23 protein-coding genes are annotated in these 25,294 nt (G+C 70.5%); 8 read left to right on the forward strand and 15 right to left on the reverse strand.

Features of this window, described 5'->3' with window-relative positions; translation table 11 throughout:
* Positions 1 to 3 precede the first annotated feature (3 nt).
* From HQN59_RS09715 to ggt, 6 genes are all read right to left on the reverse strand, one after another.
* A complete protein-coding gene (locus HQN59_RS09715; protein WP_176068641.1) occupies positions 4 to 648 on the reverse strand; it encodes a dihydrofolate reductase family protein in 645 nt (214 codons plus the stop codon).
* A gap of 515 nt (positions 649 to 1,163) precedes the next feature.
* Entirely contained in the window at positions 1,164 to 1,625 is a 462-nt protein-coding gene (locus HQN59_RS09720) for a hypothetical protein (protein WP_176068643.1), read from the reverse strand.
* A gap of 370 nt (positions 1,626 to 1,995) precedes the next feature.
* The gene (locus HQN59_RS09725) at positions 1,996 to 3,081 is read right to left on the reverse strand and encodes a P1 family peptidase (protein WP_176068645.1); all 1,086 of its coding nucleotides are present in this window, start codon (positions 3,079 to 3,081) and stop codon (positions 1,996 to 1,998) included.
* Positions 3,082 to 3,090: 9 nt separating this feature from the next.
* Positions 3,091 to 4,182, reverse strand: a complete 1,092-nt coding sequence (locus HQN59_RS09730) for a P1 family peptidase (RefSeq protein WP_217704010.1) — start codon at positions 4,180 to 4,182, stop codon at positions 3,091 to 3,093.
* A 213-nt stretch (positions 4,183 to 4,395) separates the two neighbouring features.
* On the reverse strand, positions 4,396 to 5,727 hold the full coding sequence (locus HQN59_RS09735; protein ID WP_176068647.1) for an acyl-CoA thioester hydrolase/BAAT C-terminal domain-containing protein: 1,332 nt from the start codon (positions 5,725 to 5,727) through the stop codon (positions 4,396 to 4,398).
* Between the two features lie 7 nt (positions 5,728 to 5,734).
* Complete coding sequence (gene ggt / locus HQN59_RS09740; RefSeq protein WP_176068649.1) at positions 5,735 to 7,465, reverse strand: gamma-glutamyltransferase; 1,731 nt, start codon at positions 7,463 to 7,465, stop codon at positions 5,735 to 5,737.
* Positions 7,466 to 7,647: 182 nt separating this feature from the next.
* Between ggt and HQN59_RS09745 the strand changes: the two genes are divergently transcribed.
* Positions 7,648 to 8,250 carry a DedA family protein gene (locus HQN59_RS09745; protein WP_176068651.1) on the forward strand — a complete coding sequence of 201 codons (603 nt, stop codon included), beginning with the start codon at positions 7,648 to 7,650 and terminating at the stop codon, positions 8,248 to 8,250.
* 45 nt (positions 8,251 to 8,295) lie between these two features.
* Here the strand turns inward: HQN59_RS09745 and HQN59_RS09750 are convergent, their stop codons facing one another.
* Positions 8,296 to 9,261: a LysR family transcriptional regulator gene (locus HQN59_RS09750; protein WP_176068653.1), complete on the reverse strand. Its 966-nt coding sequence runs from the start codon at positions 9,259 to 9,261 to the stop codon at positions 8,296 to 8,298.
* A gap of 122 nt (positions 9,262 to 9,383) precedes the next feature.
* Here HQN59_RS09750 and HQN59_RS09755 point away from each other — a divergent pair, with 122 nt between their 5' ends.
* Genes HQN59_RS09755 through HQN59_RS09765 form a run of 3 tightly spaced genes read left to right on the forward strand, consistent with a single transcriptional unit; the run spans position 9,384 to position 14,118 of the window.
* Positions 9,384 to 12,305, forward strand: coding sequence for a molybdopterin oxidoreductase family protein (locus HQN59_RS09755; protein ID WP_176068655.1), 2,922 nt, complete (start codon positions 9,384 to 9,386; stop codon positions 12,303 to 12,305).
* Positions 12,305 to 13,186, forward strand: a complete 882-nt coding sequence (locus HQN59_RS09760) for a 4Fe-4S dicluster domain-containing protein (protein WP_425342715.1) — start codon at positions 12,305 to 12,307, stop codon at positions 13,184 to 13,186. The genes HQN59_RS09755 and HQN59_RS09760 overlap by 1 nt, the downstream gene beginning before the upstream one ends.
* A complete protein-coding gene (locus tag HQN59_RS09765) occupies positions 13,183 to 14,118 on the forward strand; it encodes a dimethyl sulfoxide reductase anchor subunit family protein (protein ID WP_176068657.1) in 936 nt (311 codons plus the stop codon). Before HQN59_RS09760 ends, HQN59_RS09765 begins: the two co-directional genes overlap by 4 nt.
* A 45-nt stretch (positions 14,119 to 14,163) precedes the next feature.
* Here HQN59_RS09765 and HQN59_RS09770 read toward each other — a convergent pair whose 3' ends face one another.
* The 3 genes from HQN59_RS09770 to HQN59_RS09780 form a co-directional block, all read right to left on the reverse strand.
* Entirely contained in the window at positions 14,164 to 14,571 is a 408-nt protein-coding gene (locus HQN59_RS09770) for a tautomerase family protein (protein ID WP_176068659.1), read from the reverse strand.
* Between the two features lie 11 nt (positions 14,572 to 14,582).
* Positions 14,583 to 15,191, reverse strand: coding sequence for a glutathione transferase GstA (gene gstA / locus HQN59_RS09775; protein WP_176068661.1), 609 nt, complete (start codon positions 15,189 to 15,191; stop codon positions 14,583 to 14,585).
* Between the two features lie 115 nt (positions 15,192 to 15,306).
* The gene (locus HQN59_RS09780; protein WP_176068663.1) at positions 15,307 to 15,732 is read right to left on the reverse strand and encodes a DoxX family protein; all 426 of its coding nucleotides are present in this window, start codon (positions 15,730 to 15,732) and stop codon (positions 15,307 to 15,309) included.
* Positions 15,733 to 15,812: 80 nt separating this feature from the next.
* Here HQN59_RS09780 and HQN59_RS09785 point away from each other — a divergent pair, with 80 nt between their 5' ends.
* A complete protein-coding gene (locus tag HQN59_RS09785; protein WP_176068665.1) occupies positions 15,813 to 16,697 on the forward strand; it encodes a LysR family transcriptional regulator in 885 nt (294 codons plus the stop codon).
* A 30-nt stretch (positions 16,698 to 16,727) separates the two neighbouring features.
* Here HQN59_RS09785 and HQN59_RS09790 read toward each other — a convergent pair whose 3' ends face one another.
* On the reverse strand, positions 16,728 to 17,360 hold the full coding sequence (locus HQN59_RS09790; protein WP_176068667.1) for a trimeric intracellular cation channel family protein: 633 nt from the start codon (positions 17,358 to 17,360) through the stop codon (positions 16,728 to 16,730).
* A 263-nt stretch (positions 17,361 to 17,623) separates the two neighbouring features.
* On the opposite strand from HQN59_RS09790, the gene HQN59_RS09795 reads away from it, so the two are divergent.
* Positions 17,624 to 18,595 (forward strand): Bug family tripartite tricarboxylate transporter substrate binding protein, encoded by a 972-nt coding sequence (locus HQN59_RS09795; protein ID WP_176068669.1) that lies wholly within the window; start codon positions 17,624 to 17,626, stop codon positions 18,593 to 18,595.
* A gap of 351 nt (positions 18,596 to 18,946) precedes the next feature.
* Positions 18,947 to 19,498 carry a phasin family protein gene (locus tag HQN59_RS09800; protein WP_176068671.1) on the forward strand — a complete coding sequence of 184 codons (552 nt, stop codon included), beginning with the start codon at positions 18,947 to 18,949 and terminating at the stop codon, positions 19,496 to 19,498.
* 143 nt (positions 19,499 to 19,641) lie between these two features.
* Here the strand turns inward: HQN59_RS09800 and HQN59_RS09805 are convergent, their stop codons facing one another.
* The 4 genes from HQN59_RS09805 to HQN59_RS09820 all read right to left on the reverse strand — a co-directional run bounded on the left by HQN59_RS09805 (position 19,642) and on the right by HQN59_RS09820 (position 24,273).
* On the reverse strand, positions 19,642 to 20,460 hold the full coding sequence (locus HQN59_RS09805; protein ID WP_176068673.1) for a TIGR00266 family protein: 819 nt from the start codon (positions 20,458 to 20,460) through the stop codon (positions 19,642 to 19,644).
* A 144-nt stretch (positions 20,461 to 20,604) separates the two neighbouring features.
* Entirely contained in the window at positions 20,605 to 21,855 is a 1,251-nt protein-coding gene (locus tag HQN59_RS09810; protein ID WP_176068533.1) for a hypothetical protein, read from the reverse strand.
* A 26-nt stretch (positions 21,856 to 21,881) separates the two neighbouring features.
* Entirely contained in the window at positions 21,882 to 23,132 is a 1,251-nt protein-coding gene (locus HQN59_RS09815) for an MBL fold metallo-hydrolase (protein WP_176068675.1), read from the reverse strand.
* A gap of 64 nt (positions 23,133 to 23,196) precedes the next feature.
* Positions 23,197 to 24,273: a tartrate dehydrogenase gene (locus tag HQN59_RS09820; protein WP_176068677.1), complete on the reverse strand. Its 1,077-nt coding sequence runs from the start codon at positions 24,271 to 24,273 to the stop codon at positions 23,197 to 23,199.
* A gap of 86 nt (positions 24,274 to 24,359) precedes the next feature.
* On the opposite strand from HQN59_RS09820, the gene HQN59_RS09825 reads away from it, so the two are divergent.
* Entirely contained in the window at positions 24,360 to 25,256 is an 897-nt protein-coding gene (locus HQN59_RS09825; protein WP_176068679.1) for a LysR substrate-binding domain-containing protein, read from the forward strand.
* Positions 25,257 to 25,294: the final 38 nt, after the last annotated feature.

The raw sequence follows: 25,294 nt of genomic DNA on the forward strand, positions 1-25,294 counted from the left end.
CGGCTACGAACGCGCCAGCACCACATGCGTCGCCGCGTCGGACGCGGCACGTTCCACGACGCGAAAGCCGAGCGCACGAAGGTCGATGCCGGCGAACAGCGCCTCGCCCTCGCCGAGCGCGACTGGCGCGAGCGCCAGGTGCATGGTGTCGACGAGGCCGGCGCGCAGGTATTGCCGCACCGTCTCGACACCACCGCCGATCTTGACGTCCTTGTCGCCGGCGGCGGCGCGCGCCTGCCGCAGCGCCGACTCGATGCCGTCACTGACGAAGTAGAAGGTGGTTCCGCCTTCCATCTCGATCGACGGTCGGGGGTGATGCGTGAGGATGAAGGTCGGCGCGTGGTAGGGCGGGTTGTCGCCCCACCAACCCTTCCACGTTTCATCCGGCCATGGGCCGCGCACCGGGCCGAACATGTTGCGGCCGAGGATGAACGCACCGAAGCCGGCCATCGCCTGCTGGGCGTACTGGTCGTCGACGCCGGTGCTTCCACCGTCCTGCCCGACCATCGCGCGGAAGGTCCGCGTCGGAAAGAACCACTGGAACAACTCGGGGCCATTCCGGCCCAGCGGTTGCGTCAGGCTCTGCTCGGGCCCGGCGGCAAAGCCGTCCAGAGAGACGCCGAAACCCGCTACTCGTACGCTCGTCAATGCCTTCTCCCTTGTATGGAGCCGTCAGGTCGGCTCGAAGGGGAGGGAGGTGAACAGGTTGCGGGCGTGCCGTCAATGCAGGGGCGGCGTTCGGACCGCGCAGTGGCCGTGAATCGGCAGCCGTGTCGCCGTGGGCAGGTCCTCATCGGCACGGCGACAGGGCCGATGGCGGTCGGCCGTTGCTCACGGCTGAGGACCGATGGTGGTGAGACCGACCGTGCCAATATGCGCAGACGAGTAACCCGACGTGCCGACGACGCGGCGATCAGATCACGTGAGCCCTTTCGCGCGACGCGGGTCGTGTGCGAGCGATGTTCGCGCGTGTGAGATCACGGCGCTTCGGCAGGAGCCAGTGTGGGTTCGAGCAGGCGGTGGGCACGTGCCGATGGTCGCGACGATGCGCACGTCGATTCGCATGGGTACCGGTAGCCCGAAAGCCGAGAAGAAGGCCGCACTGCGGCCTTCGAAAACGGATCGGCAACGCCTCCGGCGCCGCCGATCAGCTGTGCGTGGCGTCAGTTGCGGTCGGCGCGCGCGCCACGGCGCATGGTGGTCGCGCCGCTGCCGGTGCGGTCGTCACCCATCATGCCGCCGCTGCGGTTGCCCGGCGTGCGACCCATGTTCTGGTCGCCTGGCGTGACCGCTGCGCTGGCAGCACTGCCAGCCGTGGCGGCCGCGCCACCACTGCCCATCATGCCGCCGCTGCGGTTGTTCGGCGTGCGACCCATGTTCTGGTCACCCGGCGTGACTGCCGCACTCGCCGCACGGCCGACGCTGCCCGCGGCCGAACGCGCGGCGCTGTCGTTGCCCATCAGACCGCCGCTGCGGTTGTCGGGCGTGCGACCCATGTTCTGGTCGCCCGGCGTGACCGCGGCGCTTGCCGCGCGGCTCACAGCATTACCCGAGGGCTGCGCCGCGACGATGCCCGCCGAGGCGGCGACGGCGATGGTGACGATCGTGGTTCGAATGATGTGCATGGATCTCTCCTGCTAATTGGGACCATAGCGTCTGGCAATCCGCATGCCACCACCAGGCGCAGCCCTCCAAACAACGCGGTCTACGGCAGCTCTGCGACAGCGATGGCTTTGAACGATAGACGTGCCGCTCACGTGGCGACGAGCCTGATTGCAGTGACGCCGGCGGTGTGGCATCGCGCGGCGCGAATATCGCCTGCCCGATGAGGGCGCTTGTCAGGCAGCAGCAGGTCGCAGCGGGCCGTGCAGACCCTCGAGTCGCAAGACATCCATGCCCATGACAGTCGCTGCGTCCGCGCGCATCTCGCGCGAGCGTTCGTTTGCAGGCGGGGAGCCAGCAGGCCCGCCGCCGGCGTTCGCCTGCAGCCGCGGCCTATCGACGGCAGTTCTGGGGGAACTGCTCGCAGTAGCTGCTCACGTTGCAGGCGCCCGCCCCGCTGCCGGTATGGATGCCCTGCGCCGCGATGATCGCGCGCACGATCGCACGCGACAGGGCGTCGGCAGCGGCGCCGCCGATCTGGTTGAGGTTGGGGGTGCCGCCGACGGTGCCCGTGGCCAGAGCGAACACGGTGTCGCCGTCGCCCGTGCCGTGCGCGATGCGAAGCGCGCGCGCCATGCCGTCGTCCGCCATCTGCGCGACCTTGTTGGCTTGCGCCTTGGTCAGGGTCGCGTTGGTCGCCACCACGGCGATCGTCGTCGCACGCAGGAACTCCTCGCTCGGGATCTCGGCGGCGGCGCTCGCGGCCGCGGTCGGCGTGAGGTCGGACGTGCCCGCGATGTAGCCGGCGAAGAACTGCCCCGTGGCCGCGTCGAACGTGCGACCGCTCGAATTGACCGCGACGATGGCGCCCACCACGATGCCGCCCGGCAGCACCGCGCTCGCGGTGCCGAGCCCGCCCTTGACGCCGCCCGAGCGTGCGCCGGCGCCCGCACCGACGTTGCCCATCGCGACCGCCCCGTTGTTCGCGGCGCGGCAGGCATTGACGCCGAACGACGCGTCGGGTCGGAAGTTGAACGGCGCACAGCGACCCGGGTCGAAGATCACCGCGGCTGGCACGAGCGGGACGATCATCCTGTTCAACACCGGCGTGCCGATGCCCTGGCTCTCGAGGCAGCTCATCACGCCGTCGGCCGCCGCGAGGCCGTACGCGCTGCCGCCGGTCAGCACGACGGCGTGGGTGACGCCGACCGCCTTCTCGGACTTGAGGATGTCGGTCTCGCGGGTGCCGGGTGCACCGCCGCGTTGGGTGACGCCGCCGATCGCTCCACCGCGCGCGATGATGGCCGTGGTGCCGGTCATGCCGCCGGTGCCGTTGGTCGCCGTGTACTGGCCGACCTCGATGCCGGGCACGTCGGTGATGGCGTTCTTGGGGCCGGGGTTCTGCGGCAGCGTTTGAGCCACCGCCGGAGCGGCGAGCGCAACGGCGAGCAGGGCGCCGAAGGCAGAGTCGAGTCGCATCGTGGCCTCCTAGCGCCGGAAACGGCAGGCGAGCGGGAAGGTGTCGCAGTAGCTCTTGTGGCACGTCGTGGAGCGCGCCGAGAGCACGGCGTGGACGATGGCGCGCGAGACCGCGTTCGCGGCCGCCGTGCCGATCTGGGTGACCACGGCATTCGGGTCGCCGAGCGACGCCATCGCGAGCCGCGCGGTGCCGAGCACGAACAGCGTGTCGCTGTCGCCCGCGGTATGCGCCGGATTCACCGCACGCGCGACGCCGTCGTCGGCGATCTCGGCGATCTTGGTGGCCTGCGACTTCGTGAGCTGCACGTTGGTCGCGACGACCGCGTTGGTGCCGCTGCGCAGCGCGCCGCCGGGCAGGCTCGCCGGAACCCGGTACTTGATGAGCTCGCCGATCTTGGTGAGGTCGCGGAACTCGTTGCCGACCTCGAGCGTGGTTCCGAACAGCGTGCCGGTGTCGTCGTACGGCACGCCTTCGGAGTTCACCGCGACGATCGCACCGACGATGATGCCGTTGGGCAGCACGATGCTCGCGCTGCCGATGCCGCCCTTCACACCGCCCGCGACCGCGCCGGTTCCCGCACCGACGTTGCCCTGTGCCACAGGCCCGCTGTTCGCGGCCAGGCACGCCTGCAGCCCCGAGGTGTAGTCGGGCCGCGAGGCCGGCGGCGCCGAGCACGTCGCACGGTCGAAAGTCGATGCGGCCTGCACGATGGGAACGACGTTGCCGCCGCCGACGCTGAATCCGATGCCGGCGTTCTCGAGACACTGCATCACACCCGGCGCAGCCGCGAGGCCATACGAGCTGCCGCCACTCAGCACGACCGCGTTCATCGTCTCGACCATGTTGTCGGGCCGCATGAGGTCGGTCTCGCGCGTCACCGGTGAGCCGCCGCGCTGGGTGAAGCCGCCGCCCACGCCCTGGCCGTTGGGGCCTGCAGCACGGACCACGGTCACGCCCGAGTCGGGGCCGGTGACGTGACCGACGCTGATGCCGGGAACGTCGGTGATCGCGTTGTTCGGGCCGGGCGACAACGCCCACGTGGGCGCGGCGCTCGCCGCCAGCAACAGCCCGCAAGCCGTGCCAAGAGAACGGAGTCTCATCGTGCTCTCCTGTCCTGGACGGCACACCGCGCGACTCGAACCGAGCCTGGGGCAGTGGTCAGACCGTCCACCGCGTTGCCGGGCGGCAATGTTCCGATCAGAACGTCGGCGCTGTCAACAGCTTTTCGTCGTGGCCTGATAGCCATGTCGCCCGACGCCGGCTCCGGTCGTCCGTGCGGCCGCCGCGTGGGCCGTTTGGTCGGGCCATTCGCATCAGAGGCTTCGCTGCAGGAAGTCCAGCATGCGTGGCCACGAATCGGCAGCCGCGCGCGCGTTCGCCGCCGGCGTGCCGCCCAGGTCCATGACGGCGCGGGTGACCGGGTGCGTGGTTCGTGTGGCGGGTGCGATCACGTGCGGCCACCCGATGGCGTGCCCGGCGCCGCCGTACGAGAGGTGCTCGACTCGGTGCGCAAAGCCGCGCTCCTGCAGTCGGCGCAAGGCGAAGCCCGTGAGCTGTTCGCAAGGCCAGAGCCGGTCGTCCCGGCCGGTGATGAAGAGGATCGGGCCGTGGATGCGCTCGACCGGGATCGTCGCGGCCTCGATCATGCCGAGGTCATGCAACACGAGCTGGTATGCCTCGGGCGTGTCGTCCTGCAGCCCGGCGTCCGCGAGCATGCGCTGCCAGTCCGCCAGCGGCATCTGCCCCGCGGTCGGCAGCTCGCGCCCTTGCCAGGTCCACGCGGCATGGTCCATCTGCGGCACGCCGGGCCAGAGAATGCCGCTCGGCACGTAGGCGACGACGGCACGCAGCGCAGGAAAGGTCGCGCCCAGCAGCAACGCCAGTTCGCCGCCTCTCGAGGCACCGATCACGCCGATGCGCCGCGGGTCGACGGCCGGGTGCGCCGACAGCCAGTCGATCGCGCGTTCGAAGTACTCGAGTGGAATGCGGTCCAGCGTCGGAGGCAGCGGTTCGATGCCGAAGTAGGCGAGCGCGAGCGTCGCGAACCCGCGCGATGCGAGCAGGCTCGCGACTTCGCTGCACCAGCGAAAGCCGCCGTCCGAGCCGCCGAGCACGATCATCGTCGGGTGCGGACCGCGCGCTGGCGGCGTGAAGAGCCGCGCGACGAGTCCCGCTGCATCGACGCTTGCCTGCCGAACGCCCGCGGCAAGGAACGAGCGGCGGAGCTCGTGCCTGAGGAACGCCTGGCCGCTGGCGTCGCGTGCAGTGAGGGTCACGACCGCCGGGTCGGCCGCGGTCTCGCCGGGAACGCCGGGTACCGCCGCGCGCGACCAGAACAGGCCCATCGGGTCGACACCCGCGTACGAGCCTTCGAGCGGCGCATCGCGCGTCAGGTCGACGTCGCCCGCGTCGGCGACGAACGTCGCTTCGGCCATCCACATCGTGCCGGGCGCGCCCGCGCTCGCGAGACGCAGGCGCACGCGCGCGCCGGGCTCGAGTCCCTCGACGCGTAAGTGAAGCGTCTCGTCGACGAGGCCATGCGCCGGCAGCGGAGCGAAGCGCGCGTGCTGCACGGTGCCGCTTCCCGGGCCCGCTCGATCGATGCTGTTGCGTGCAGCACGCCCCACGGGGAGCGTGCGGCGCATCGCCGGTTCAGTACCCCAGCGCGAGTCCGCTGTTGCGGCGCGGGTCGTTGGCGCCGTAGTAGCGGTTCTTGCCGACCGGCTTGCCGCCGAGGCTGGGCGCGCCGACCAGGATCGCGGCGAGGTGATTCGCCGGCTGCGGGCCGGCGAACTTGTGGCCCATGCCTTCGAGGATCCTGCGGGTGTCGGGGCTGAGGGCGAAGTTCTCGACGTTGGTCGTCTCCGGCAGCCACTGCTGGTGGAACTTGGGTGCGTCGACCGCTTCCTGCACGTTCATGCCGTAGTCGATCGCGTTGACGATGGTGTGCAGCACCGCCGTGATGATGCGGCTGCCGCCGGGCGTGCCGACCACCATGACGGGCTTGCCGTCCTGCGTGACGATGGTCGGGCTCATGGAGCTGAGCGGTCGCTTGCCGGGCTCGATCTTGTTGGCTTCGCCCTGCACCAGGCCATAGAGGTTGGGCACGCCGATCTTGGCGGTGAAGTCGTCCATCTCGTCGTTGAGCAGCACGCCGGTGCCGTTCGCCATGACCTTGGCGCCGAACCAGTCGTTCAGCGTGTACGTCACCGAGACCGCGTTGCCCTGCCTGTCGACGATCGAGTAATGCGTGGTGTTCGAACCCTCGTGCGGCGCGACGCCTGGCTTGATGTCGCGCGACACGCCGGCCTTGCCCGGGTCTATGGCCGCGCGGATTTTCGCCGCGTAGTCCTTCGAGAGCAGACGCTCGAGCGGGTTCTGCACGAAGTCGGGGTCGCCGAGGTAGCTGTTGCGGTCGACGTAGCTGTGCCGCATCGCCTCGATCTGCACGTGCACCGCCTGCGCCGAGCGGAAGCCCCAGTCCTTCAGCGGATAGCCCTCGAGGATGTTGAGGATCTCGCAGATGATCACGCCGCCCGAACTCGGCGGCGGCGCCGAGACGATGCCGTAGCCGCGGTAGCTGCACTCGACCGGCTTGAGCTCGCGCGTCTTGTACTGGTCGAGGTCGGCCTGCGTGATGATCCCCTTGCCGGCCTGGCTGCTGGCGACGATGGCGGCGCCGACCGGCCCCTTGTAGAAGCCCGCCTCGCCCTGCTCGGCGATCCGCTTCAGGGTCCGTGCGAGATCCTTCTGGACCAGGCGCTGGCCGACCTGGAACGGCTCGCCGCGGTTCAGGAAGATCGCCCCGGTGGCGGCGTCCTTGCCGAAGTCGTCGGTCGACGTCAGCAGCATGTCGACGTCGCCCTGGTCGAGCACGAAGCCATCTTCGGCGTACCTGATCGCCGGCGCGAGCAGCTGCGCCCGCTTCATCGTCCCGTACTTCGAGAGCGCCAGCTCGAGTCCCGATACGGTGCCCGGCACGCCGACCGCAAGGTGCCCGGTCGTGCTCGCTCCCTTGATGACGTTGCCGTCCTTGTCGAGATACATGTTGGCCGTCGCGGCGAGCGGCGCCTTCTCGCGGAAGTCGAGGAAGGTCTTGCGGCCGTCGGCGAGCTGGATCGTCATGAAGCCGCCGCCGCCTAGGTTGCCGGCCGCGGGATAGACCACCGCGAGTGCGTAGCCGACCGCGACTGCCGCATCGACCGCATTGCCGCCGTCCTTCAGCACGTCGACGCCGACCCGGGTGGCAAGGTGCTGCGCGGTCACGACCATCCCGTTCTCGGCGGCGATCGGCGCCTGCGAGGCGGCATGCGCCGCGCCGAGCGAGAAAGTCACCGCGGTCGCGACGACGACCGTTCGCAGGTGCAGGACGAAAGACGGCATGGCGCGACCCCGGTGCGAGTGGAGGAGGGCGGCCAATATACGATCTGGCAGCGTCGCGCGCACGAGCGTCGCGGCGCCTGGCGAGCAGCTGCGCGCAGGTCTTCGACCCCGGTCGATCCATGGGCCGCTGCGCCGGTGCGCTCGCCTGATGCCTTCAGGTCAGCCCCCCGCATCGAAGCCGAATGGTCGACACCATCACCGAGTTCATCGCCGACCGCGGCTATGTCGCGATCGTCCTCCTGATGTTCGCCGAGAACGTGTTTCCGCCGATCCCGTCCGAGCTGATCATGCCGTTCGCGGGCTTCAGCGCGGCGCGCGGCGAACTGCATCCGGTGCTCGTGGTCCTCGCCGGCACCGCGGGGTCGCTGCTCGGCGGCTTGCCGTGGTTCTTCGCCGGGCGCTGGTGGGGCGCCGAGCGCGTCAAGCGCGCCGCCGATCGGCACGGCCGCTGGCTTGCGGTCTCGCGTGCGGAGATCGAGTCCGCCGAGAAATGGTTCGACCGCTACCACGCGCCGGTCCTCGTGTTCGGTCGCCTGCTGCCCGGCGTGCGCACGCTGATCGCGCTGCCGGCCGGCTTCAGCGGCATGGCGCTCGCACCGTTCGTCGTCTGGTCGGCGGTCGGATCGCTGCTGTGGGTGAGTCTGCTCACCGGCGCGGGCTACCTGATGGAGAGCCGCTACGGGACGATCGCTGCGGTGCTCGAGCCGGGCTCGTGGATCGTGTTCGGCGCGATCGTGCTCGCGTATCTCTGGCGGCTGGTGCGGCAGGGGCGCAAGGGCGGCTGAGCCATCCATGCGCCCGGCACGGCGCTCGTCAAGGCGGGCAACGCGCTAGCGTCTTCGCTTCGCCGCGCCGCGGGCGGAACGCGGCGCCGAGGCGCCCACGCCCTGCGCGCATCGCGCGACGAACTCGCGCGTGCCCGCGCCGAGCTGCTTGTCGCGATGCACGATCATCGCGAAGCGACGCGCCGGCGGCGCGTGCCGCGTGCGCACCTCGGCGAGGGTGCCGTCGGCGAGTTCGCGCAGCACCACGTACCGCGACAGCATGCCGAGCACCGACGTGCACGCCACCAGGCGCTTGATGGTCTCGGGGCTGCCGAGCTCGAACGCGAGCTTGACGCGCCCGAGATGCTCGACGAGCCAGCGGTCGGCCACCTCGCGCGTGCCGGAGCCGGGCTCGCGCAGCGCCCATTCGGCGCCCTGCAGCGCCTGCGTGCTGGCGCTGGTACCGGCGAGCGGGTGACCGGCAGCGGCGACGATCACGAGCTCGTCCGGCAACCAGGGTTGCGCGATCAGGTCGCGATGCGTCTGCGGGCCTTCGATGAAGCCGACGTCGGCCTCGAACGCGACCACCGCGTCAATGACGGCACGCGTGTTGGCGATGGCGAGGCTCACCGCGCTGCCTGGATGAGCGGCGCGCCAGTCGGCGACCAGTTGCGGCAGCACGTACTCGCCGATCGTCAGGCTCGCCGCCATGCGCAGCGGGGCGACCGGCGCGCCGGCGAACAGGCCCTCGATCGCTCCGGCCTGCTCGAGCAGCGACACCGCGCGCGGCAGCAAGGCACGCCCGCTTTCGTTCAGCACGAGCCGGCGGCCGATCCGGTCGAACAGCTTCGTGCCGAGCGTCGACTCGAGCGCCGCGAGCGTGGTGCTCGCCGCCGACTGCGAGCGCGCGACGCGGTCGGCCGCCGCGTGCGTCGACCCGGCCTGCGCGGTGGCGACGAAGACGCGCAGCTGCTGCACGGTGAGCCGTACGTCGGGCAGCCCGCCGGCGTCGTCGATATCGATGCGGGACATGTGGTGAGTCGCCAGGTGATCGATCGAGCCGATCGATGCGATGGGAATTATGCGTTTCGCGGTTCGCTGCCGCGTCCTAGGATGGCGTTCGGGGCACGCCGTCCCGTCGGGGCCGATCGCCGATGTTCAAGTTCCTCTCCCGCGACCCGCTGCACGATCCGCTCGCGTCGCCGGCGCCGCTCGCCGCCACCGAGGTCAAGACCACCACCTGCTACATGTGCGCGTGCCGCTGCGGGGTGCGCGTGCACCTGCGCAATGGTGAAGTCCGCTACATCGACGGCAACCCGGCGCACCCGCTCAACAAGGGCGTGATCTGCGCCAAGGGCGCGTCGGGGATCATGAAGCAGGTCTCGCCCGCCCGGCTGACGCAGCCGATGCTCAGGAAGCAACGCGCCGAGCGCGGCGCCGGCGAGTTCGAGCCGATCTCGTGGGACCGCGCGTTCGAGATCCTCACCGAACGCCTGGCACACATCCGCGCCACCGACCCGAAGAAGTTCGCGCTCTTCACCGGGCGCGACCAGATGCAGGCGCTCACGGGCCTGTTCGCGCGCCAGTTCGGAACGCCCAACTACGCGGCGCACGGCGGCTTCTGCTCGGTGAACATGGCCGCGGGGATGATCTACACGATCGGCGGCAGCTTCTGGGAGTTCGGCGGGCCCGACCTCGACAAGGCCAAGCTCTTCGTGATGATCGGCACCGCCGAGGACCATCACTCGAACCCGCTCAAGATCGCGATCGCCAAGTTCAAGCGCAGCGGCGGGCGCTTCATCTCGATCAACCCGGTGCGCACCGGCTACTCGGCGATCGCGGACGAGTGGATCCCGATCAGGCCCGGCACCGACGGCGCGCTCTTCATGGCGCTGCTGCACGAGCTGATCCGCACCGACCGCATCGACCATGCGTTCCTCAAGCGCTTCACCAATGCGCCGCAGCTGGTCGTGCTCGACGGTGGCGCGCGCGACGGGCTGTTCGCGTTCGACCCGACGCGCGGGCCGCCCGGCGACGGCCGCGAGCCGCACAACAAGCTGGTGTGGGATCTGCCCTCGGGCACCGTCAAGCCCGCGTATCCGGAAGGCATCGCCAACGGCTGCGACCCGGCGCTCGAAGGGCACTACCGCCTGCCGGACGGCACGCCGGTCGCGCCGTCGTTCCAGCTGCTGCGCGAGCGCGTCGCGAGCTGCACGCCCGAGTGGGCGGCGGCGATCACCGGCATCGCCGCCGAGCGCATCGTCAGGCTCGCCGAGGAGATGGGCACCACCGCGCTGCAACAGGCGTACGAACTGCCGATCGGTTGGACCGATGCCTGGGGCAAGCGCCACCCGACGACCCAGGCGCGGCCGGTCGCGTTCCACGCGATGCGCGGCCTCGCGGCGCACTCGAACGGCTTCCAGACGGTGCGCGCGCTCGCGGTGTTGATGAGCGTGCTCGGCACCATCGATGCCCCCGGCGGCTTTCGCCACAAGGCGCCGTACCCGCGCCACATCGTGCCGAACTACCGCGCGTTCAATTCGCCCGACATGATCAAGCCGAACACGCCGCTCAACGCGGCGCCGCTCGGCTTTCCGGCCAGCCCCGACGAGCTGGCGATCAACCCCGACGGCTCGCCGATCCGCATCGACCACGCGTTCTCGTGGGAGCACCCGCTATCGGCCCACGGGCTGATGCACAACGTGATCGGCAACGCGGTCAACGGCAATCCGTACCGCATCGACACGCTGCTCATCTTCATGGCCAACATGGCCTGGAACTCGAGCATGAACACCATGGTCGCGCGCGAGATGCTCAATCGCAGGGACGAGGCGGGCGACTACATGATCCCGTTCCTGGTGGTGTGCGACGCATTCCAGAGCGAGACCGTCGCGTTTGCCGACCTCGTGCTGCCCGACACCACCTATCTCGAGCGCCACGACGTGATGAGCATGCTCGACCGGCCGATCTCCGAGTTCGACGGCCCGGTCGACTCGGTGCGGGTCCCGGTGGTGCCGCCGACCGGCGACTGCAAGCCGTTCCAGGAGGTGCTGATCGAGCTGGCGTCGCGCCTCAAGTTCCCGGCATTCACCCACCACGACGGCACGCGGCGTTTCAGCGGCTACCCCGACTTCGTCGTCAACTTCGAGCCGGCGCCGGGCGTGGGCTTTCTGATGGGCTGGCGCGGCGTCGACGGCAGCCAGCACCTGCGGGGCGCGCCGAACCCGAAGCAGTGGGAGATGTACGCGGCCAACAACTGCGTGTTCCAGTACCACCTGCCCGAGTCGATGCGCCACATGCGCAACTGGAACCGCGAGTACCTCGACTTCGCCAAGGAGAAGGGCTGGCGCCAGAAGAACGACCCGGTGCAGCTTGCGCTCTACAGCGACACGCTGCAGAGCTTCCGGCTCGCTGCGCAGGGCAAGAGCCCCGGCCGCCAGCCGCCCGACGAGTTGCGCGAGCGCATCGAGACCTACTTCGACCCGCTGCCGTTCTGGTACCCGCCGCTCGAGGACGCTGCGACCGACGTCGAGGCGTACCCGCTCAACGCGATCACGCAACGCCCGATGGCGCACTACCACTCGTGGGATGCGCAGAACGCGTGGCTGCGCCAGATCCACAGCCACAACTACCTGCATGTGAACCCGGCGACCGCCGCGGCTGCCGGCATCGCCGACGGCGGCTGGTGCTGGGTCGAGAGCCAGTGGGGCCAGGTGCGCTGCATGCTTCGGTACAGCGAAGCGGTCGAGCCGGGCACGGTATGGACCTGGAACGCGATCGGCAAGGCCGACGGCGCGTGGCAACTCGCGCCCGGCGCCGACGAGGCGAGGAAGGGCTTCCTCCTCAACCACCTGATCAGCGAAGAGTTGCCGATCGGCGACCCCGGGGCCGGCCGGCGCATCAGCAACTCCGACCCGATCACCGGGCAGGCCGGCTGGTACGACGTTCGGGTGCGCATCCGGCCGGCCGAGCCCGACGAGGACGCCCACACGCTGCCGCAGGTGGCCGGCGCGAGCCCGCAGCCGTCACGGGTCGAGAAGGTGCTGACCTACTTCGCGGGACGGCGCGCGTCATGATCGGCTGGCTCAAGGATCTGCTCGGCGGCAGCGTCGGCCGCAGCGACGCGCCGCCGCTGGCACCAGGGCCGTTTGGTCCGACCGTTGACGAAGGCGGCGCCGGCGCCGCCGGCATCGGCCGCGGCACGCCGACTGCAACCACCAGCGCCGGCGAGGCCGAGACGCTCGCGAAGCAGCTCGCCCTCGTCATCGACCTCAACGTCTGCGTCGGCTGCCACGCCTGCGTGACCTCGTGCAAGGAGTGGAACACCTCGGGCAGCGCCGGCCCGCTCGCCGACGAGCGGCCGTACGGCGCGAGCCCGACCGGCACCTTCTTCAACCGGGTGCAGACCTTCGAGGCGGGCGTGTTTCCGCTCACCGACACGATCCACTTTCCGAAGAGCTGCCTGCACTGCGAGGACCCGCCGTGCGTGCCGGTGTGCCCGACCGGGGCGAGCTACAAGCGCAAGGAAGACGGCATCGTGCTGGTCGACTACGACAAGTGCATCGGCTGCAAGTACTGCGCGTGGGCGTGCCCGTACGGCGCGCGCGAGCTCGACGAAGAGCGCCAGGTGATGACCAAGTGCACGCTCTGCGTCGACCGGATCTACAACGACGACCTGGCGCCGGAGGACCGGAAGCCCGCGTGCGTGAAGGCGTGCCCGACCGGCGCGCGCCTGTTCGGCGACGTCAAGGATCCAACGTCGGAGGTATCCGTCGCGATTCGCGAGCGCGGCGGCTACCCGCTCATGCCCGAATGGAACACGCAGCCGGCCAACCAGTACCTGCCGCGCCGGCCGACCCCCGCGGTCGGCGCGACGTCGCCGATGCCGTCGGTGCGCGACCGCGAGATGGATCGCGCCGGCTCGGGCACCACGAGCGCCGGGGCGCCGTTCGCATGAACCCGGCCTGGTCGGTGGTCTCGTTCACGACGCTCGCCGGCGCGGCGCAGGGGCTCGTCGTCGCGCTCGCGGTCGCGCTGCTGCTCGGCGTCGACGTGGCGCCGGCGGCCGCGGGCCCGGCGCTGGTCGTCGCGCTGCTGCTGCTCGTGGCCGGACTCGCGGCGTCGTTCCTCCACCTCGGCCGGCCGGAGCGGGCGTGGCGCGCCGCGATGATGTGGCGCACGTCGTGGCTGTCGCGCGAGGTGATCGTGCTGCCGGCGTTCATCGGGCTGGTCGCGCTGTGGTGGCTCGCGCTGCGCGCGGGATCGCCGCCAGCGCTCACGGCGACGCTGCTGCCGCTGCTCGCCATCGCCGGGGCCGGGCTGCTCTGGACCTGCACCGGAATGATCTACGCGTGCCTGCGGTTCATCGAGGAGTGGGCGCACCCGCTCACGCTCGCAAGCTTCGCGCTCAGCGGCCTCTCGTCGGGGTTAATGCTGGCGGCGGCGCTGGGCGTGCTGGCGGGACACGAGGCGCTTGCCCGGACCGCGGCATCGGTCGCGCTCGTCGTCACGCTGCTGGCCTGGGGAGCCCGAAGCCTGGCGCTGCGCCGCAACACCGCGCTGCGTCATCGCTCGACGCTGCAATCGGCGACCGGCATCCGCGCCAGCCGCCTGGTGCAGACGTCGATGGGCATGACCGGCGGCTCGTTCAACACGCGCGAGTTCTTCCATCGTGCCTCCGTCGCGGCGGTGCGCCAGGTGCGCCTCGCGACCCACGTGCTCGGCTTCGCCGCGCCGGCCGCGCTGCTCGCGGCCGGTCTGGTCGGCGCGTGGCCGAGCGCGTTCGTGATCGCGCTGGTGCTGCAGGTGCCGGGTCTCGTGGCCGATCGCTGGCTCTTCTTCGCCGAGGCGAAGCACCCGCAGAACCTCTACTACCAGGTCGTGAGCTGAGCGCCCGCCGCGCCGCGCTGCGGACGGCAGGCGCTCTGCTTCGGGCTAGCGTGCCGCGTCGCGGGCGTGCTGCCAGCGGTACTCCTGCGTTCGGCCGCCGTAGCCGTACGCCGCTGCGCGCACGTCGTGAACGTGCACGTAGCTCTCCTCGTGCAGCGTGCCGAGCAGCTGTTCGAACGCCGCGAACACCGCCTCGATGAAGCGGGCCTTCTCGGCCTTGGTGTTGGTCTCGTCGGTCACCTTGATGTCGACGTAGACGCTGTGCCGGCCCTGCTCGGCGAGCGAGCGCCCGCCGACGTACCAGTCGGCAGGGGCCACGTGGTCGATCGCGATCGCGATCAGGTTCGGATCCTTGCCGAGGATCGTCGTCGTCAGCTCGCCGAGCGTCGCCGCGATGCGCTGGCTCGTCTCGCGTGCCGGCGGCACGCTCACCTTCACCGTGATGATGGGCATGGTGGCCTCCTTCAGCGCACCAGGCCTTCGGCGCGCAGCGCGGCCTGCACCGCCGGTCGCGACGCGACGCGTGCGAGGTAGGCCGTCAGGCGTGGGTAGCGGGTGAGCGGCAAGGCGAGGAAGTTGGCCCAGTTGACGATGGTGAACGCGTACGCGTCGGCGACGCTGTAGTCGCCGGCGAGGAAGTCCTGCCCTGCGAGCAGCGTGTCGAGTTCGGCAAAGCGGGCCGCGAGCTTCTCCTTGGCGGCCTGGCGGGTCGAATCGGCCGTCTCCTTGTGCCAGAGCCACGGGCTGAAGGTCTTGTGCAACTCGGTCGCGACGAACGCGAGCCACTCGGTCGCCGCCAGCCGGCGCGTGGTGCCGGGCTCGCCGATCAGCGTCCTGGCCGGGTCCGAATCGGCGACGAACTGCAGCAGCGCAGCCGCTTCGCTGTGGCGCGTGCCGTCGTCGAATTCGAGCACCGGCACGTAGCCGCGCGGTGCGACGTCGAGGTAGCTCGACCCGTCGGCGAGCTTGTGGGTGGCGAGGTCGACCGCGACGGCGTCGAACGGGGCGCCGATCTCGCGCAGCGCGATGTGGACGGCGAGCGAGCAGGCACCGGGGGCGTAGTAGAGCTTCATGAAGGGTCTCCTGTTGGAAAGGTTGGAACGACGAGAACGGGGCTGGGGCCATCGCGGCGGTGATCGCGTCGTCCGGCCCCAGCCGCGGCAAGGACGAACGGCGACCGGGCTTTTCTCAGGCGGTGCCGAGACGCGGCACGAGCGCGCTGCTGCGCCGCAGCGCCCCCGCACCGTCACCGAGCAGCCAGAGCGCCACCGAGGCGGCGATCAGGAACACCGGGTATTCCCAGCCGCCGCCCGTGCTGGTGTGCACCCAGCCGTTCGGCGCGTGCACCCACGCGGCGACCGCCATCACCGGCAGCAGGGCGAGCGCCGCCTGGCGCGCGTAGAGGCCGAGCACGAGGGCGATGCCCCCGGCGAGCTCGGCCGCGAACACCGGATAGGCGAGCCAGCCCGGAAATCCGATGCTCGCGAAGTACTGCGCGGTACCGGGCAGCGTGAAGACCAGAAGCTTGAGCAGCGCGTGGGCGATCCACATCGTGCCGAGGCTCACGCGCAGGACGGCGATGCCGAGCTGGTGGGTCTGCGAAGGTGAGGTCATGGGGAGTCTCCTGAGGTGGGTGAGCGAGCAGCCACTGTAGGATTGCATCGGCACCGTGAGAATGCGCACGAGGGCACACATTGATTGCAACGACGCAATACCGGCTGGACGCCGCCGACCTCGAGACGGTGCTCGCACTCGCCCGCGGGCGAACGCTGGCGGCCGCAGCCGAGCGGCTCGGCGTCGACGCGTCGACGGTGTTCCGCTCCCTGCAGCGCATCGAACGAGGCCTCGGCCGGCCGCTCTTCGAGCGCACGCGCAGCGGCTACGTGCCCGCCGAGCTCGCGCTGCAGATCGCCGAGCACGCCGAAGCGATGGAGGCAGCCGTCGAGGCGGCGCGCTCGGCGGCCGAGGCCGAGCCGTCGCGGGTGTCGGGAACGGTGCGGATCACGACCACCGACACGCTGCTGCATGGGCTCGTCGCACCGGCCCTGGCGGGCCTGCGCGACCTTCACCCGCTGCTGAAATACGAGCTGCACGCGGGCAACGAGGTCGCGAGCCTGACCCGGCGCGACGCCGACATCGCGGTGCGTGCGACCAAGCGGCCGCCGCAGCACCTGGTGGGCAGGCGCATCGGCACGATCCGGGTCGCGATCCACGCGGCGCGGCGGCGTGCCGCGCGCGCCAGGGCCGACGTCGCGTCAGGCAGCGCCGACTGGGTCGCGCCCGACGACGCGTTGCCGGAGCATCCGTCGGTGCTCTGGCGCAAGCGCCACCTGCCCAAGGTCGAGCCGCGCTATCGCGTCAACAGCATCCTCTCGGTGCTCGAGCTGGTCGCGCTCGGCATGGGCGTCGGCATCGTGCCGCTGTTCCTGGCCGCGGGGCGCAGCGACGTCGTCGCGATCAGCGAACCGCTCGACGATGCGGAGACCGACCTCTGGCTGCTGACGCACCCCGAAGCGCGCCACCTCCGGCGCGTCGCTGCCGTGTACGCGCACCTGGCCGAGACGCTGGCGCTGCCGTGACGGCCGCCCACGCGGACCGGCGAGCCTGGCTCAATCCTGCTGACGCCAGGCCGGCACGCGCCAGCCGAGCCAGAGCGCCAGCGCCCGCAAGGTCATCGCCACGGCGCCGCCGAGCACCAGGCCCACCCCGGCTGCGAGCCCGAGCGCATCGGCGCCGATCACCACCCAGGCGCCGGCGAACGCGCACACCGCATACGGCCGATGGTCGATGAACGTGCGAGGGATGTCGTTGCAGACGACGTCGCGCAGCACGCCGCCGAACACCGCGGTCACGGTGCCCATCAGCGCGGCGACGATCGCCGGCATCTGCACGTCGAGCGCGATCTGGGTGCCCGAGGCGGCGAAGAGGCCGAGCCCGACCGCGTCGGGCCATTGCATCGCACGCGCGGTGAAGTGGATGTGGCGCGTGCGCAGCAGCAGCATCGAGGCGACGCACAGCACCAGCAGCGCGCTGATCCAGTGGGCGTGCTCGACCCAGAAGAAGGGTCGTCGGTCGAGCAGCACGTCGCGCAGCGTGCCGCCGCCGAACGCGGTGAGAAAGGCGACCACGCACACGCCCACGACGTCGAGCTTCTTGCGCGATGCCTCGATGAGGCCCGAAAGCGCGAACGCCAGCGTCGCGCCGAACTCGATCACGCCGCGCCAGCTCGGCCACCCGTCCATGTGCAATCTTTCCGTCGTCGCGAGGAGCGGCCAAGGTTAGCCGCTGGCACCAGTCGGGGCGAGCACGCTGAGCGCAGCGAAGGGGGCGACACGCACGGGCTCGCGCGGGTCCGACCGACCGCAACGGCCGGGTCAGCACCAGTGGTGGGGCAGGGCGTCGCGCGCAAGACTCCGCACGACGGCCACGGGCGAACGCGGTGCAGGGACCGAGCCGGTGCTTCGAGCCGTCCGGACCGCCCGCTTCACCTCGATCTGGAGACCACATGGACAGGAGACGCTTCATCGCCGTTGCGGCTGGCGCCGTGCTCGCCGCCGCAGCGCTGCCGGTGTCGGCGCAGGAGTTCGCCGCCAAGCCGATCACGCTGGTGGTCGGCTTCGCCGCCGGCGGCGCGGCCGACGGCGCCGCCCGCCTCATCGCCAAGAAGCTGCAGGAGAACCTGGGCCAGACGGTGGTGGTCGACAACCGAGCCGGCGCGGGCGGCAACCTCGCCCACCAGTACGTCGCCGGTGCGCCGGCCGACGGGTCGGTGATCCTGCTCGGCTCGGTCGGACCGCTCTGCGTCGCTCCGCACATGATGAAGGTCGGCTACGACCCGCAGAAGGACCTCGCCCCGCTCACCATGGGCGTGAGCTTTCCCAACGTCCTCGTCGTGCATGCCGACGTCGGCGTGAAGACGCTGGGCGAGTTCATCGCGAAGGCGAAAGCGAAGCCCGGCTCGCTCGACTACGCATCGACCGGCAACGGGTCGGCGTCACACCTCGCGGGCGAACTGCTCAACCAGCGCGCCGGCATCGACACCGTGCACATCCCGTACAAGGGCGGCGCGCCGGCGATGCAGGACCTGCTCGGCGGCCGCGTCGGCGCGTATTACTCGACTCCCGCGACGGCAGGGCCGCACATCGCGACCGGCAGGCTGATCCCGCTCGCCACCACGGGCCTCGCGCGTTCGGCCTTCGTGCCGAACGTGCCGACCGTCGCCGAGTCGGGCTTTCCCGGCTTCAACGCCACCAACTGGTACGCGTTCGTGGCGCCCGGCAAGACGCCGACGCCGATCCTCGAGCGCTGGAACCGCGAGCTCGTCAAGGTGCTGTCGGCGCCCGACGTCAAGGCCGAGCTCGACAAGCACGGCCTCACGCCGGCGCCCGGCACGCGCGAGGAGCTCGCGCGCGTGATCGAGTCCGAGTCGAAGGTCTGGGGCCAGCTGATCCGCGACCGCAAGATCAAGCCGGACTGAGCGCGGGGCGCCGCCGCCGCCACGCCGGCCCCGACGCAGCGAAACGGCGGCTAGCGTTGGAGGTGGCAACCGCGGCCAGGGCTCAGCGACTCGGCTGGCCGGCACCTGAGGCCGCGACGGCGCAGAAGCCGAGGCGCCGGGCGCTCCGCGTGCGGCGCCCTTTCGGCCGCTGGACGGCGTTCCTGCGTAGGCCGCCCCGTCGGGCGCCGAGCCCCCGGCTAGGCGGCCCTGGTTGATTCATGCTGCGCCGCAGCACAAGTCACTTGCAAACCGCTCACGCACGGGTATACTGCGGTTATGTTGCGGTGCAGCAAAAGTGCACCGTCAGGCACCACCAACCAGGAGATCGCCATGTTGACCACCGAACAATTCCTCGACGCGCAGAAGGCCACCTTCGATGCGCTGTTCCAACTCTCGTCAAAGGGCTTCGAAGGCGTCGAGCAGCTCGTCGAGCTGAACGTCCGCACCGCGCGTGACGCGCTCGGCGAGGCCAGCTCGGCCAGCCAGGCGCTGCTTTCCGTGAAGCAGCCGCAGGACGTCTGGGCGCTGCAAGCCAGCCTGGCCCAGCCGGCCGCCGAACGCGCGACCGCCTACGCCCGCAGCGTGTACCAGGTCGCCGCGACGACCGGCGCCGAAGTCGGCCGTGTCGCGCAGGCCGTGGCGGCCGACGCGCAGACGCGCTTCATGAGCGCCGTCGACAGTGCCGCCCGCAACGCGCCGGCCGGCACCGAGAACGTGCTCTCGTTCGTCCGCTCGGGCGCTGCCGCGGCAAACAACGCGATCGAGAACGCGCAGAAGGCGGTCGCGCAGATGGCCGAGACGGCCGATGCCAACGTGCAGGCGATGACCGCCACGGTCACCGGCGCCACGCAGGCCGCGACCAAGGCGCGCCGCGGCGCCTGACGCATCGCGTCGTCGCACCGAGCGGCGCCCGCCGCTCGTGTCGATCGCACGAAGGGCCCGGTGAGAACCGGGCCCTTCTGCTTTGGTCGGTCCGAACGTCGCTGACGTCGGTGGACGCGACCGGCCGCGGGGCGCGGCGCAGGCTACTCGTCGTCGCCGCCGAAGATGCCGCCGAGCACGCCGCCGATCGCGCCGGCGCCGAGCAGGGAGCCTTCCTCGCGCGAGCCCCCGCGCTGCGGCGCCGCCGCGAACACGCGCGACGCGAGGCGCGAGAACGGCAGGCTTTGCAGCCACACAGTGCCCGGGCCGGTCACCTTGGCGAGGAAGAGGCCCTCGCCGCCGAACAACGCGGTCTTGATCTGGCCGACGTACTCGACTTCGAAGCTGACGTTCGGCGTGAGCGCGACCAGGCAGCCGGTGTCGACCATCAGGATCTGGCCCGGCTGCAGCTCCCGCCGCACGACCGTTCCGCCGGCGTGCACGAAGGCAAGCCCGTCGCCGTCGAGCTTCTGCATGATGAAGCCCTCGCCGCCGAAGAAGCCCGTCGACAGGCGGCGCTGGAACCAGATGCCGAGCGAGACGCCGCGCGCCGCACACAGGAACGCATCCTTCTGGCAGATCAGCGTGCCGCCGAGCTGGCGCAGGTCGATCGGAATGATCTTGCCGGGGTAGGGCGCGGCGAAGGCGACCCGCCGCTTGGCGGCGCTTTCGTTCGTGTAGACCGTCGTGAACAGCGACTCGCCCGTAACGAGGCGCTTGCCGGCGCCGAGCAGCTTGCCGAAGAGGCCACCGCCCTGTGCGCCGCCGGACGCGTCGCCGAACACGGTGTTCATGCGAACACCCGCGTCCATGAACATCATGCTGCCCGCTTCGCCGATCGCCGCCTCGCCCGGGTCGAGCTCGACCTCGACGAACTGCATCTCCGAACCGCGGATCTCGTAGTCGACCACGTCCATTGCCATCGCTTCGCTCCCTCGCCCAATTCGAGGGCCGCCATTCTGGCGAATCGGCAGGGGCTGCGCGATTCACGCGAGCCACGAACAGGCGCGGGGGCTGGTGCCCCCGCGTGTCGGCCTCGGCGGGAGCGTCGCCCGTGTGTCGAAGCGCTACTGGCAGTTCAGCGGCATCGGGCGATCGCCCGCGCGCTGCCATGCCGGAGCCGACGGGTCGAACGTCATGTCGTGCGGCTTGACGTAGTCGTACGGGTCGAAGTTGATCCGCAGCTCGGGCTCGTTCGGCACGCCGACGTTGTCGATCGACGCCTCGAGCGCACGCTTCATCAGCTCGGCGGTGTTGAACGCGCCGGCGCGCTGTGCCGCGGCATCGTGACCGGCCGGGAAGAAGATCTTCGGCTGCAGCGCCTGGATGTAGTACGCGGCGTCGCGCAGGCCGTTGCTCGACGCGTTCGACACGTCGACCGAGCCGACCTGGACGTCGGTCTTCGGCAGGCTGCGAAGCAGGCCGAGCGCGACCGGCGCGTTCTCCGGCAGCGAGCCGACGCGATCGTTCCACACCAGCGTGAAGTTGCGCTCGGCGCCGATCGTGAAGTGGTACAGCAGCGCCGGGCCGCCGGCGGCGCCGGTGGTCGTCACGTTGTCCCTGGCCGCCGTGCCGCGCGGGAAGAGCGTGGCGTCGCGGGCGTCGCCGTTTTGGCTCCAGTCGAAGCTCGCTGCCGGCAGGCGCGGATCGGCCGTCGCAACGTTCTGATCGCTGTGCTTGACCGCACGCACGCAGGTCGCGAGGTCGGCGATCTGGGTGGCGGTGACGGTCTGACCGATCGGCTGGTTGACCGGCACGACCGCCGTGCACTTGAGCAGCTTCGCGGTGCCGCTCCAGTTCTGCTGGCGGCGCGCGTCGGCCTCGAGTGCGTCGCAGTGCTCCTGCGTCCCGACCACGGTGGCGCCGGTGCGAAACGCGACGTTGGCCGCGAGGTCGGCGTAGCCCGGTGCGGCCTTGCCAACGAAGATGTACGACGGCATCAGCGCGACCACCTCGTCGAGCGTGGTCGGTGTGCGGCCGGGCGTGGTCTCGCGCCGCATCAGCGCGGCGTCGAGCAGCACCACCTTGCCGTTGATCGCCGCCGCATACGTCGTGTTGCTCATCCAGGACATGACGACGAGTTCGCTGCGCACCGCACCGGTGGCCTGGTCGACGTTCTCGGCGCCGAAGTAGTGGGTGCGGGCGGCGATCTGCGCGCTTTGTGCCGGCGCTGCGGGCGTGGCAGGCGCGCTCGGCCCGGGGTTGGCCGGCGCGTCGTCATCGTCGTCGCTGCCGCCGCAGGCGGCGACGAGTGCGCTCGCGAGCATCGAAACAAGCGCGACGTGCACGGCGTGCAGCTTGGAGGAATGCTGTCTCATGGCGTTGTCTCCGGTCTCGTTGTGCGTCAGTTGCAGGTCGCGCTCGGCCGCGCCGCGGTCTTGGTCCAGCGCGGCGAGCTCGGGTCGAACGTCAGCAGCGAAGGCCGGACGTAGTCGTACGGATCGTTGAGCCAGCGCACCTCGGGCTGCTGCGCCGCCGGAATGCCGATGTTCGTCATCGACGTCAGCATGTTGCGCTTCCAGGTCTCACCCGAGCCGCCGGCGGCGCCGCGACGGCGCTGCGACTCGTCGTGGTGGCTCGGCACGAACACCTTCGGCTGCATGTCGCGCACGTAGATGGCGGCGTCGCGCATCCCGTTGGTCGGGTTGTTGGCGCCGCTCACCGCACCGATCAGCACGTCGGTCGCGGGCCAGGCCTGGAACTCGGTGATCAGGTTCGGCGCCAGCTCCTTGTAGGGCCCGACGCTGTCGTAGATCGACAGCGAGAAGTTGCGCGGCCCCGGCACGATGAACTGATAGAGGATGTTGAGGTCGCCGCCCGGGCCGCCGGTGGTGCGCACGTTCGGGTACGCTGCCGGGCCGCTGCCCCAGAGGTCGAACTCGCGCGGGTCCTCGCCGGCGCGGAACTCGATGCCGTTCGGCGGGATGGTCGTGTCGGCGGGCGTCGCCGCACCGTGCAGGTGGCGGATCACGTTGAGGCAGAGCGCCGGCTTGAGGTGCGGCAGGTTCATCGCCTTGGTGCCAATCGGCACGCCCGCCGCGAGCACCGACGTGCACTTGACCGACTGGCCGACGCCGAACTGCGCGACCGCGTCGCGCTGCATCTGCGCGCAGTGCTCGGCGGCGCCGAAGATCGTCGCCCCGGTCCGATACGCGACGTTGGCGACGTAGTCGGTGTGGTCGGCGTGACCGTGGCCGACGAAGATCCACTCGGGCTTGAGGTCGACGAGCTCCTGCAGTCCGGTCGGCGTGCGCTTGCGCGCCGGCGGCGTCACGACGTCGTCGTCGTTGATGAAGCCGTCCATCATGAAGACCTTGCCGTTGGCGGCGACCGCGAACGTGGTGGTCGTGAGCCACGAGGCGATCACGCGGTCGCGGCGTACGTCACCGGTCGTCGCATTGACGTTCTCGAAGCCGAACATGTGCTGGCGTGCCTTCACCGTCGCAGCGAGCGAAGTCGGGCCACCGGTCGGAATGCCCGCCGCGGGCTGCGCCGCGGCCGGACCCGCAAGCACACCGCCCAGCGCGGTTGCCGCGGCGGCGGCCAGCGCGAGGCGGGTCTTGCCAGCGCGTCGGGTGCTGGAACGTGGTGTCATGTCGTCTCCTTCGTTTGGGTTCGATAGGGTGGACCGGCGCTTCTGCGGCGCCGTGCCTGTGCTTTCACGGCACGGACGCGATCCGCTCGGCAATGGCCCGACCGATGTCGGCCGTGCTCGCGTTGCCGCCGAGATCGGGCGTGTGCGGACCGGCTCGCAGCACGTCCTCGATGGCACGCAGGATCGCGTCGTGCGCCGCGCGCTGCCCTAGGAAGTCGAGCATCAGCGCGGCCGACCAGATCATCGCGATCGGGTTGGCGATGCCCTTGCCGTAGATGTCGGGCGCCGACCCGTGCACCGGCTCGAACAGCGACGGGAAGCGCCGCTCGGGGTTCAGGTTGGCCGAGGGCGCCAGGCCGATCGTTCCGGTGGTCGCCGGGCCGAGGTCGCTGAGGATGTCGCCGAAGAGGTTGCTCGCCACCACCACGTCGAAGCGGCCCGGCTGCAGCACGAAGCGCGCGGTGAGGATGTCGATGTGCTGCTTGTCGACCGCAACCTGCGGGTACTCGGCGCCGATCGCGTCGGCGCGGCCGTCCCACCACGGCATGCTGATCGCGATGCCGTTGCTCTTGGTCGCGACCGTGAGGTGCCTGCGCGGCCGCGAGTTGGCGAGCTCGAACGCATAGCGCATCACGCGGTCGGTGCCGTGGCGCGAATAGACCGACTCCTGGATCACGATCTCGCGCTCGGTGCCCGGATACATCACGCCGCCGAGGTTGGTGTACTCGCCCTCGGTGTTCTCGCGCACCACGAAGTAGTCGATGTCGCCGGGCTTCCTGTTGGCGAGCGGGCAGGGCACGCCCTCGAACAGGCGCACCGGCCGCAGGTTCACGTACTGGTCGAACTCGCGCCGGAACTTGAGCAGCGAGCCCCACAGCGAGACGTGATCCGGCACCGTCGCCGGCCAGCCGACGGCGCCGAAGAGGAGGGCGTCGAAGCCTTCGAGCTGCGCCTTCCAGTCGCTCGGCATCATCTGGCCGTGGGCGAGGTAGTAGTCGCAGCTGGCCCATTCCATCGGCTCGGCCTGCAGCTCGAAATCGAACGCGCCGGCGGCTCTTTCGAGCACGCGCAGCGCCTCGGGCATCACTTCCCTGCCGATCCCGTCGCCCGGAATCGACGCGAATCGAACGACCTGCGTCATGGCTTCTCCACTCGAGTGAGGGCGCATCCTAGGGGCCGCTTCCGGCAAATACAATCCATCGTCCGTAAACCGACCGTGCACGAAGCGTGAACAAAGCTCCGCTCACCGAAGACCTGCGCGTCTACCTGTCGGTAGTGCGCAAGGCGAGCTTCGCGGCCACGGCCGAGGAGCTCGGCGTCTCGACCGCGTACGTGAGCAAGCGCATCCGGATCCTCGAGGAGGACCTCGGCGCGCGCCTCATCCACCGCACCACGCGCCGCGTCGTCGTCACCGAGGAGGGCGAGCGCATCTACAACCGCGCCCAGCGCATCCTCGACGAGGTCGAGCAGCTCTACGAAGACCTCAACCTCAAGCGCCGCGCGCCGCGCGGGTTGCTGCGCATCTGCAGCAGCTTCGGCTTCGGGCGCAACATCGTGGGCCCGGCCATTTCGCGAATGGTCGAGAAGCATCCGGCGCTGCAGGTGCGCTTCGAGGTGTTCGACCGCTTGGTCGACGTGGCGACCGAAGGCTTCGACCTCGATGTGCGGGTCGGCGACGAGATCGCGCCGCACCTGATCGCGACCCGCCTCGCGTCGAACCATCGCGTGCTGTGCGCGGCACCGAGCTACCTCGCGGAGAAGGGCATGCCCAAGTCGCTGGCGGACCTCGCCAGCCACGACTGCCTCATCATCAAGGAGCGCGACCATCCGTTCGGCGTGTGGCGGCTGCGCTCCGGCAAGCGCGAGCGCACCGTCAAGGTGACCGGCCCCTTGTCGTCGAACAACGGCGAGATCGTCGTGCAGTGGGCGGTCGACGGCCGCGGCATCCTGTTGCGCTCGATGTGGGACGTCGGTCCGCACATCGCCGCCGGCAGGCTGGTGCGCATCCTTCCCGAGTTCGAGCAGGAAGCGAACATCTGGGCCGTCTACCCGGCGCGGCTCGAGACATCGGCCAAGGTGCGGGTGTGCGTGGAGTGGCTGTCGAAGGCGCTCGAGCGCCTCTGAGCCTCTCGCCGGCGACCTTCGGTCGCTCGCGCCGGCCA

Origin of the sequence: Rhizobacter koreensis (assembly GCF_013366375.1) — a bacterium.
GTDB classification, from domain to species: Bacteria; Pseudomonadota; Gammaproteobacteria; order Burkholderiales; family Burkholderiaceae_C; genus Schlegelella_A; species Schlegelella_A koreensis.